Annotated in this window: 9 protein-coding genes and 2 tRNA genes; 5 read left to right on the top strand and 6 right to left on the bottom strand. The window is 55.2% G+C overall.

Annotation, left to right across the window (positions count from 1 at the left end; all coding sequences use genetic code 11):
• The first annotated feature begins 35 nt into the window (after positions 1–35).
• Both serS and D7X94_RS12675 read left to right on the top strand, forming a co-directional pair.
• A complete protein-coding gene (gene serS / locus D7X94_RS12670) occupies positions 36–1,313 on the top strand; it encodes a serine--tRNA ligase (RefSeq protein WP_120428051.1) in 1,278 nt (425 codons plus the stop codon).
• Positions 1,314–1,325: 12 nt separating this feature from the next.
• Positions 1,326–1,673, top strand: coding sequence for a hypothetical protein (locus D7X94_RS12675; RefSeq protein WP_120428052.1), 348 nt, complete (start codon positions 1,326–1,328; stop codon positions 1,671–1,673).
• A 45-nt stretch (positions 1,674–1,718) separates the two neighbouring features.
• On the opposite strand, the gene D7X94_RS12680 is transcribed toward D7X94_RS12675, so the two are convergent.
• The 5 genes from D7X94_RS12680 to guaB all read right to left on the bottom strand — a co-directional run bounded on the left by D7X94_RS12680 (position 1,719) and on the right by guaB (position 4,914).
• The gene (locus D7X94_RS12680; RefSeq protein ID WP_120428053.1) at positions 1,719–2,132 is read right to left on the bottom strand and encodes a VOC family protein; all 414 of its coding nucleotides are present in this window, start codon (positions 2,130–2,132) and stop codon (positions 1,719–1,721) included.
• Positions 2,133–2,560: 428 nt separating this feature from the next.
• Entirely contained in the window at positions 2,561–3,073 is a 513-nt protein-coding gene (locus tag D7X94_RS12685; RefSeq protein WP_120428054.1) for a hypothetical protein, read from the bottom strand.
• Between the two features lie 119 nt (positions 3,074–3,192).
• A tRNA-Glu gene (locus D7X94_RS12690) sits at positions 3,193–3,267 on the bottom strand.
• Between the two features lie 3 nt (positions 3,268–3,270).
• A tRNA-Met gene (locus D7X94_RS12695) sits at positions 3,271–3,347 on the bottom strand.
• An 88-nt stretch (positions 3,348–3,435) separates the two neighbouring features.
• Positions 3,436–4,914 (bottom strand): IMP dehydrogenase, encoded by a 1,479-nt coding sequence (gene guaB, locus D7X94_RS12700; RefSeq protein WP_120428055.1) that lies wholly within the window; start codon positions 4,912–4,914, stop codon positions 3,436–3,438.
• A gap of 547 nt (positions 4,915–5,461) precedes the next feature.
• Here guaB and D7X94_RS12705 point away from each other — a divergent pair.
• From D7X94_RS12705 to D7X94_RS12715, 3 genes are read left to right on the top strand one after another with little or no spacing between them, the layout of a single operon-like run.
• Positions 5,462–6,715, top strand: coding sequence for an MFS transporter (locus D7X94_RS12705; RefSeq protein ID WP_120428056.1), 1,254 nt, complete (start codon positions 5,462–5,464; stop codon positions 6,713–6,715).
• 37 nt (positions 6,716–6,752) lie between these two features.
• On the top strand, positions 6,753–7,643 hold the full coding sequence (locus D7X94_RS12710; protein WP_243111311.1) for an AraC family transcriptional regulator: 891 nt from the start codon (positions 6,753–6,755) through the stop codon (positions 7,641–7,643).
• On the top strand, positions 7,633–8,100 hold the full coding sequence (locus D7X94_RS12715) for a GyrI-like domain-containing protein (protein WP_120428058.1): 468 nt from the start codon (positions 7,633–7,635) through the stop codon (positions 8,098–8,100). The genes D7X94_RS12710 and D7X94_RS12715 overlap by 11 nt, the downstream gene beginning before the upstream one ends.
• Positions 8,101–8,224: 124 nt before the next feature.
• On the opposite strand, the gene sleB is transcribed toward D7X94_RS12715, so the two are convergent.
• Positions 8,225–8,926 carry a spore cortex-lytic enzyme gene (gene sleB / locus D7X94_RS12720; protein WP_120428059.1) on the bottom strand — a complete coding sequence of 234 codons (702 nt, stop codon included), beginning with the start codon at positions 8,924–8,926 and terminating at the stop codon, positions 8,225–8,227.
• Positions 8,927–9,474 lie beyond the last annotated feature (548 nt).

A 9,474-nucleotide genomic window follows, 5' to 3' on the forward strand; every position in this document is an offset into this window, starting at 1 on the left:
AAAATATAGAATAAAGATAAAGCGAGGAATCAAACATGCTGGATATCAAATTGGTCCGGAGCAATCCGGAATTGGTGAAGGAAAACATCAGAAAGAAGTTTCAGGAGGAAAAGCTGCCCCTGGTGGACGAGGTCCTCCGGCTGGACGGCGAGTTCCGGGCCAGCAAGGCCAGGGGGGACGAGCTGCGCCAGCAGAGAAATACCATCAGCAAGGAGATCGGCAGGCTGATGAAGGAGGGCAAAAAAGAGGAGGCTCAGGAGACCAAAAAGCGGGTGGCCGAGATTGCCGGGGAACTGGAGGAGATGGAGCGCAAAGAGGGGGAGATGACCGAGGAGATCAAAAAACGGATGATGGTGATCCCCAATATCATCGACGATTCCGTGCCCATCGGCCGGGACGACAGCGAGAACGTGGAGCTGGAGCGCTTCGGCGAGCCCGTCGTGCCGGACTTTGAGGTCCCCTACCACACGGATATCATGGAGCGCCTTCAGGGCATCGACCTGGACAGCGCCCGGCGCACCAGTGGCAACGGCTTTTACTATCTGATGGGCGACATTGCCCGGCTTCACGAAGCTATCTTGGCCTTTGCCCGGGATTTCATGATTGATAAAGGCTTCACCTACTGCATCCCGCCCTTTATGATCCGCAGCGACGTGGTCACCGGCGTCATGAGCTTCGCGGAGATGGAGAATATGATGTACAAGATCGAGGGGGAGGACCTGTACCTCATCGGAACCAGCGAACACTCCATGATCGGCAAGTTCGCCGGGAACCTCCTCACCGAGGACCAGCTGCCCCAGACCCTCACCAGCTATTCCCCCTGCTTCCGCAAGGAGGTGGGCGCTCACGGCATTGAGGAGCGGGGCGTGTACCGAATCCACCAGTTCGAGAAGCAGGAGATGATCGTGGTCTGCAAGCCCGAGGACAGCATGGACTGGTATCACAAGATGTGGCAGTATTCCGTGGAGTTCTTCCGGGCGCTGGATATTCCCGTGCGCACTCTGGAATGCTGCTCCGGTGATCTGGCCGATCTGAAGGTGAAGAGCTGCGACGTGGAGGCCTGGTCCCCCCGGCAGAAGAAATACTTCGAGGTGTGCAGCTGCACCAATATGGGAGACGCCCAGGCCCGGCGGCTGGGCATCCGGGTGAAGAACAGCGAGGGAAACTACTTCCCCCACACCCTGAACAATACCGTGGTGGCCCCGCCCCGGATGCTCATCGCCTTCCTGGAGAACAACCTCCAGGCGGACGGCACGGTGAAGATTCCGGAGGCACTGCGGATGTATATGGGCGGAAAAGAGCTCATCGGATAAAAGGAGGGGGCCATGGAGCGAAAAACCTTGATCTGGCTGCTGTGTACGGCGGCGCTCAGGCTGGGAATGCTGGGAACCGCCAGAATCACCTCTGTGGACGGCTTTATGGTGGCGGTCCTGCTGGAATTTTTCGTGGTATGCCCGCTGTGGTCCCTGGCCACGGGAATTTTCGCTGGCTGGGACGGAAGGCTCCGCTGGTGGCTGGCTGCGGCGAATTCCCTCCTGTTCCTCCTGAGCAGCTGGATTTTCCTGGAAATGGGACAGCTGGATTTCCTCTATTTTACCCTGGTCTATCTGGCCATTGGCCTGCTGAGCACATGGATCACCGCCATGGCCCGGCGGAAATACGCGAAGAGATAGAAAAAAGCCATCCAGAACATCTCATTCTGGATGGCTTTTCTGCCGCTATATTTCGTCTCCAGGCTGGAAATCCTCCGGCGGGCGGTGGTTGGGCAGGGAGAGGAACCAGTTGACCCCAAACCGGTCGGTGACGCAGGCGGCCCAGGGGCTCCAGGGCAGCTCCCGGGGCTCCATGGTCACGCGCCCCCCTTCCCGGAGCAGGGAGAGGGCCTGTTCCAGATCCTCCCGGCTTTCAAAGAAATGGCCCAGCTCCACAGGATTGCCCACAGGGGCGGGAGTCTCCCTGGAGGCCTCCACCACCGAGAGGGCGGGCTCGCCCTCCTGAGAGGAGAGCTCCGAATGGAAATAGCTCCCATCCTCGTTCAGCACATGATAGCCCAGCTGGAGCTTGAAGGCCCGGCAGTAGAGGTCTACCGCCTCTTTGCTGCTTTTTACGTTGAGGCCGATCCCGAAAACCATAGATAACGCTCCTCTTTAATGCTGCTCAATGGCTGCCTTTAGAGAGTGATATGAGGGCCTTTTTGGGCCCAATGTCGCGGCAAGATTTCAGCGGGCATTGGCGGGCGTTTTGGCTTTGCCGCCCGTTGCACGCCGATGGCTTTTTCCGCACCCAAGGGAGTTTCCTGTCTGCAATGCAGACAGGATAGGGGACCCCCGACGAGGGTCCCCTACGCAAAACGTCCCACTGGGACGTTTATGCTACCCTCCTGCGTTGTTTTCTCACGATTGTAAGGTCAAGAGCAAGGTCGTGGAGCGCTGCTCCACACCTCGCAACCTTTGAAAAGGTTGACGAAACTTTTACCCTGGTTAGCTGAGCAATAACTATAAAAACGTTTACGATGAGCAAAGCAAGGAGTGGGTAAAAAGTTTTGAGATTTACTCCCCACTTATGAAGCCTGTTTCCCAAAATCCCGGAACAGCTTTTCCGCCTTTTCCTTCTGGGCGGCGTTGACCTCGTCCGTGTCCGCATCGGTATAGACCATCAGGAATTTTCCGTTGAGCACGGCGGGCACGTCGTTGCCCAGTAGGGAGAAAAAGCCCTTCGCTCCCACGCTGTCCAGGCATTCCTGACCCTTCTGGTCTAGGTTGTCCAGGTCGAATTCGTAGAACTCCGCTTGAACCGTGCTGCCGTCGAAGCGGAAGCGGTAGCGGTATCCACCAATTGCCCCGATTTCTTTATAAGACATCTCCGTCTTTTCCCCAATAACAGAATCGCTGGCCTCCATATAGCGGCACAAGCCTTCCAAATTACTGTCAAAGTCTCCAGGATTCACCGCAGCCTGAACAATTCCTGAGGAGGCAGTTTCTAAGGTTTCCAGAGACTCTACCGGTCCAGCGCAGCCTGACAGGGCAAGACCCAATCCGGCGGCAGCCAGCAGCATGACAATTGGTTTTTTCATAATTTAACACCTCATAAAAAAAGAAAAACGCCGTAGCTCCCGCCCAGCGCCCTTCCTACTATAGATCCCCTTAGTCTCCGGAAAAATCCTACGGCACAACCCGTCCAAGGAGACTTTTGTGGTGACCCGGACGAGAATCGAACTCGTGTTACCGCCGTGAAAGGGCGGTGTCTTAGCCGCTTGACCACCGGGCCATTTGGTAGCGGTAAATGGACTTGAACCATCGACACTTCGGGTATGAACCGAATGCTCTAGCCAGCTGAGCTATACCGCCACATATGCGCCCCAAAGAACGGGACGCTAATTATTATAGAGGATAGAAAAGAGATTGTCAATAGGTTTTTCAGGAAATTTGCGGAAAATTACATGTTCACTGAGTAATTGGGGGCTTCCTTTGTGATCTGGATGTCATGGGGATGACTTTCCTTTAACCCCGCGCCGGTAATCCGGACGAACTGGGCTTTATCGTGAAGCTCCTGGATCGTGGCGCAACCCGTATAACCCATACCGGAACGCAGTCCACCTAACAGCTGAAAAATAGTATCCGCCAGAGGCCCCTTATAAGGAACCCGGCCTTCCACGCCTTCTGGAACAAATTTCTTCTGCTCGCCCTGGAAATAGCGGTCGCTGCTGCCCTTGCCCATGGCGCCCAAGCTGCCCATGCCCCGATACACTTTAAACTGCCTGCCCTGGTACAGCTCGTAATCGCCGGGAGCCTCTTTGCAGCCCGCCACCATAGAGCCCAGCATTACCGCGTTGGCTCCAGCTGCCAGCGCCTTTACAATGTCGCCGCTATACTTGATGCCGCCGTCCGCGATCACAGGAATTCCATGCTTGCTGGCCTCGCTGGCCGCGTCGAACACGGCGGTGATCTGGGGCACGCCAATGCCCGCCACTACCCGTGTGGTGCAGATGGAGCCAGGACCGATTCCCACCTTGATGCAGTCGGCCCCCGCGTCGATGAGGGCCTTGGCCCCTTCCGCCGTGGCCACGTTGCCCGCGATGACGGGAAGGTCCGGATAAGCGGCCTTGACCTTGGCCACAGCCTTGACCACACCGTCGTTGTGACCGTGGGCAGAATCCAGAGCCACCAGGTCCACCTGGGTTTCTACCAAAGCGGCGACCCGGTCCAGCACGTCGGCGGTGGCTCCGATGGCCGCGCCGCACAGCAGCCGGCCGCCCTGGTCCCTGGCGGAATTAGGATAGCGTACGGCCTTTTCAATGTCCTTAATGGTGATCAGGCCTTTCAGGCGCATATTGCCGTCTACTAAGGGCAGCTTCTCGATGCGATGCTGGCGGAGAATTTCCTGGGCCTCTTTCAGGGTAGTGCCCACAGGCGCGGTAACCAGATGGTCCTTGGTCATCACGTTTTTCACCGGCTGGTCGAAGTCCTCTCCCTCCATAAAGCGTAGGTCTCGGTTGGTGATGATGCCCACCAGCACGCCATCCTCACAGATAGGCACGCCGGAGATTTTGAAGCGTCCCATGAGCTCGTCCGCCTCCCGGACCAGACTGTCCGGGGAGAGGAAGAAGGGATTGACGATAACGCCGTTTTCCGAGCGCTTTACCCGGTCTACCTGGTCGGCTTGCTTTTCGATGGGCATGTTCTTGTGGATGATGCCAATGCCGCCCTCTCGGGCAATAGCGATAGCCATGTCGGACTCGGTGACAGTGTCCATAGCCGCAGTGAGAATGGGGGCGTTCAGCCGAATGGTTTTGGTGAGATAGGTGGAGAAATCGGCCTCGCTGGGCAGCACATGGGATTCGGCGGGGATAAGGAGGACATCGTCAAAGGTGAGTCCTTCTTTCGCGAACTTGTGTTGATAATCCATTTTCAGCATATTCACATCTCTCTTTCCTATAATTTGTACCTCTTTTCCGGGCTGCGGGGTTATGTATTTAATCGAAAATTATAGCACAAGAGGGGCGCTTTTTCAAGTAGAAGAACTGCCAGAAAATCCTTTCACAGATTGGCGAATTCGCCAGCAATAGAGAGAGGAAAATTCTAAACCGGAAAATATTTCCAGAAATAATTTCTTCTATCCCTTGACAAGCGGTTTCAATGGAATATACTTTAGGGGAGTGATACGAGGGGGAGTGTTGATGTCCTCCGGCACACCTCGCCAAGTAAGTGCAATACGCAGGCTGGTTTTCGCGGTGTGTCATGAGTTTCCGCCCCAGCCGTGAGACGGCTGTCTTTTGCTACGCAAAAGTGCGGCGAAAACTCTGCCAAGCTGAGTGCGGGCTCTCTCAGCTAACCAGGGTAAAAGTTTCGTCCACCTTTTCAAAGGTGGTGGGGTTCTTAGGGGCAACGCCCCTAAGCCGCCGGAGGCCACTCCGTATTACTTTTAAAAAATTCAAAGACCACAAACAGGGGAGAATAAGGACATGATAAAACAGCTTTTCCACCGGATGGGTCCGGTGGGCCGGCAGGCACTGATCCTGGCGGGGGGAAACGGGATCTTCTATTTTGCCTGGGCTTTTGCCTGCTATCAAACGGTCTACCTGCAAAACGTTGGGTTTTCAGCCTCATCCCTTGGCGTGGTAAACGCCATCTGTTCAGCGGTAGGCATTGCCTCGGTGGCGTTCTGGGGCATGGTAAGCGACAAAACCGGCTCTCTGCGTCGGGTTCTGATTATTGTGTTGGCGGGGAACTCGATTCTATACGCGCTGATTCCCCAGATCCCCACCGGCCTTGCGGTCTCTCAGCTCCTCCTTTTCTGCTATGTGCCTGTGGTGAATTTCTTTCGGGCGTCTATGACAACTTACGCGGATAATCTGCTGGTGCGCAACTGCAATGAGTTGGGGCTGAACTTTGGGGTGCTCAGAAGCGTTGGTTCTCTGCTCTTCACAGTTTCCAGCCTGATGGCGGCTGCCTGGCTGCCTACCCTGGGCGTACGGAACACTTTCTGGCTTACCGGAGTGCTCATGATTGTACCTATTCTCTTTACCGCGTTTTCCCGGGAGCCGGCGGCAAGGGCTGTGGAAAAGAAAAGCGGCGGGAAGAAGGAGAAAAACAAGTTGAATCTGGGAGAGCTCTTTCAGAACAAGGCCTATATGGCTTTTCTGATTTTCGGCTTCCTCTTCTACATTGCGGCGGCCTGCGGGGGCAATTACATTCCCTTTTTTATGGAGAGCATCGGCGTGGACTCCCAGCAGTACGGAGTGATACTGGCCTATCGGGCTATCCTGGAGATCCCCTTTTTGGTGCTGATGCTCCGCCTGCGAAGAAAATTTTCCCTGCGGGTGATGGTTTTGGGCGCGGCGGTGCTTATGTCCCTAGAATCCTTGGGATTCGGATTTTTTGCCAATTCTCTGTCCACCATGCTGCTGTTCTGTACCTTTTTCGGCCTGGGAAACGGACTGTTTCTTGGCTCGTCCGCAAACTATATCTATGAGCTGGCCCCCAGTCATCTGAAAGCCAGCGCCCAGGCCTTCTTTACCTCTGTGGCCTCCGTGGCGGGGATTCTGGGCAATCTGCTGGGCGGCGTTGTGTACGACGCCATTGGGGCGAAGCCCTTTTACCTGCTGGTGGGCGGAATCTACCTGCTCAGCGCGGGGGTCTTTCTGGTTTCTTTTCGGAGAAAATCCGCCGGACAAAACGGAGCAGGGAAAGACAGGACGGAACCCACCGTTCCGTGATAGAATATCAGGCAGGGAGGCGACGGCGTTGGACTGGGTGAAATCCCTGCGGGGAGCCATTGAATATATGGAGGAGCACATCCTGGAGCCCATTGGGCCGGAGGAAACCGCCCGGGCGGTGAGCATGTCTCCTTTCTACCTGCAAAAGGGCTTTCAGATCGTCACCGGATATGGTTTGGGGGAGTACTTGCGGAACCGGCGGCTTTATCTGGCCGCTTTGGACCTTTTGGCAGGGGAAGAAAAGGTGATCGACATCGCCTATAAGTACTGCTATCAGACTCCAGAGAGCTTTGCCAAGGCCTTCGCACGGTTTCATGGTTTCCCGCCCTCCCAGATAAGGCGGGAGAGAGTGAGGCTGAAGCCCTTCCTGCCTCTAAAAGTGAAAATTTCCATACAAGGAGGAAACAATATGGACTACATCGTGGAAAAGATGGACAGCTTCCAGGTGATCGGATTCGCGGAAGAGATCCCTATGGAGCGGGGCTATGAGTTGTGCCCGAAATTCTGGGATAGAGTGAAGGAGGAGCATTTCTTGCCTCTCTGGAATGGGAAGCCTGCGGAAACCAGCCTGGAGCGGGCCATTGTGGAATGCAATATCGGTATGTATGGGGTGTGCATCGAGGACGGCGGGAATCCTGGCGCCTTCACCTATCTGGCCGCAGGCCGCTACGACGGCCGTCCTGTACCGGAGGGCCTGGAGGTGGCGCGGATCCCGGCGGCAAGCTGGGCCAAGTTCCGGGCGGTAGGCCCCTTGCCGGTGGCCCTGCAAAGTCTGAACAGCCAGATCTTCCAAGAATGGCTGCCAGGAAATGAGGAGTACGATTTGGCCTTTCCCATCAATATTGAATTCTATACGCCGGGAGAGTCCGGCGCGGACTATGAAAGCGCCATCTGGCTGCCGGTGAAGGAGAAATCCCATGAAAATTGAGAAATGGAGCAAGCCCTCCTTTTCTGTCATCGGAAAGGAAGGGGGCACGGAGGACGGGGAGGGCTTTATCCAGAAGCTCTGGCAAGAGGCCAACTCCCATTTTCAGGAGGTAGAGCCCCTGGCGAAGAAAACCCAAAGCGGCGGGTTGGCCGGTGTCTGGGGGGTCATGACCGACGCCTCCCGGAGCTTCGCACCCTGGGAGGAAAACTTCACCCGAGGGCTGTACCTGGCTGGGGTGGAGTGCCGGGATGAGGTGGAAGCGCCCAAGGGCTGGACCAAGTGGACGGTGCCCGGCTTCGTGTATCTGAAAGCGGAGGCGGGACCGGGTGCTTTTTCCGAAACGCTCTCTTATATGGAAAGGGAGGGCATTGCCCTGGCGGGCGCAGTGCAGGATTTCACGGATCCCCGGACAGGGAAGAGCTACCAGCTTTTCCCTGTTGAAAACTATACTTTTTGAGAGATGGCGTGCGTAGCCGCTGGCGAGTTGCCGTAGCCATGTCCTTTGCGGCGGCTACTCTGTATCATCCTGGAAGATAAATATGTAAAGCCTCTCCACTTTTTCAGCGGGGAGGCTGTTCCATTCAGATTGCGAAGCGGTGGGCACCAATGACGGCCACCACCTGCCGGGACCAAATCCATTTGTTGGTGGTCTTTGCCGGATTGTAATAGTAAATAGCGCCTCCGGTAGGATCCGAGCCGTTGATGGATTCTCGGGCGGCGGTGTAGGCGGAGTCGGCTACGGGGGCGTTCACTCCTCCATCAGTTAAACAAGAAAATGCCCCCTGCTGGTAAATGACTCCGGAAAGAGTGTTAGGGAAGGAGGGGTGGGCGATGCGGTTCATGATTACCGCTCCCACCGCCACCTGGCCCTGATATGGTTCGCCCCGGGCCTCGGCGGAGATAATGGTTGCCAAAAGTTGCACGTCGCTTTCGGAGAAACCTCCATAACTGCCGCCCCCGGAGCCGCCTCCGCCACTCAGACCGAGAGCTTCCAGAGTGAGGGGGCCCACAATGCCGTCATCGGAAAGGCCATAGTCCCGTTGAAAGGAAATGACCGCGTTCTTCGTACGGGTCCCGTATATGCCATCCACTGTGCCGGGATTGTAGCCCAGCTCCGTGAGGCGCTGCTGGATTTGGGTGACTTCGCTGCCGGTAGAACCATATTTGGAAAGCGCTTGAGCCCCACCGGAATCTAGAAGCATGACAAGAATCATGATATTCACCAGTGTGATAACCATAATCCTCCAGGCAAATAGAAATGCTTTCTTTTTCTGAATTCGCATGTACAAGCCCCCTCCTTATCATCATTTTATGTGAGTCTTGAGGAACTATGCCTGGGAATGGCAGGAAAAGTGATACATGTAGGCGAGGATAAAGGATTACCTACTAAATATAGATTTGTTAAGAAATCTGAAAAAATTTCCAAAAAAGTCAGAAAAAGCGCTTGACAAACGGGAGGAGATATGATAAGATAGTCAAGCGCTCGAGAGAGGGGCCGGAAGGAAACGGAAGGCGACGAAAAAAGTTGAAAAAAGGGCTTGACAAAGGGACCGAGATATGGTAAGATAGTTGAGCGCTTGAGAGACTAGAGAGCGCAGCCAAGAGACGGAATGCCAGGAGCTTTTAAGGAAACTTAAAGCTACGGGCGGACCGGAAGGAGGCAGGGCGAGTTCTCTGAGGGGAGTGAGCCCAAGAGTTTCAATCTTGAAGAGATTGAAACTCGGCAAGATTAAATTTACGTGGAACGCGCAAATTTAATTTTGAAGGACCTTGAAAATTAAACAACGATGACAGGAAGACCCGTGAATTCTTTGAGAGTGAGAGCTTGAGA

The organism is Acutalibacter sp. 1XD8-33 (assembly GCF_003612555.1).
In the GTDB taxonomy this organism is placed as follows: Bacteria; Bacillota; Clostridia; order Oscillospirales; family Acutalibacteraceae; genus Acutalibacter.

Bases quoted from the DNA above. Each gene is read 5' to 3' on its own strand.
- serS (WP_120428051.1), top strand. From the start codon at position 36: ATGCTGGATATCAAATTGGTCCGGAGCAATCCGGAATTGGTGAAGGAA.
- D7X94_RS12705 (WP_120428056.1), top strand. From the start codon at position 5,462: ATGATAAAACAGCTTTTCCACCGGATGGGTCCGGTGGGCCGGCAGGCA.
- D7X94_RS12715 (WP_120428058.1), top strand. From the start codon at position 7,633: ATGAAAATTGAGAAATGGAGCAAGCCCTCCTTTTCTGTCATCGGAAAG.
- guaB (WP_120428055.1), bottom strand. From the start codon at position 4,914: ATGCTGAAAATGGATTATCAACACAAGTTCGCGAAAGAAGGACTCACC.
- D7X94_RS12680 (WP_120428053.1), bottom strand. From the start codon at position 2,132: ATGGTTTTCGGGATCGGCCTCAACGTAAAAAGCAGCAAAGAGGCGGTA.
- sleB (WP_120428059.1), bottom strand. From the start codon at position 8,926: ATGCGAATTCAGAAAAAGAAAGCATTTCTATTTGCCTGGAGGATTATG.
- D7X94_RS12685 (WP_120428054.1), bottom strand. From the start codon at position 3,073: ATGAAAAAACCAATTGTCATGCTGCTGGCTGCCGCCGGATTGGGTCTT.
- D7X94_RS12675 (WP_120428052.1), top strand. From the start codon at position 1,326: ATGGAGCGAAAAACCTTGATCTGGCTGCTGTGTACGGCGGCGCTCAGG.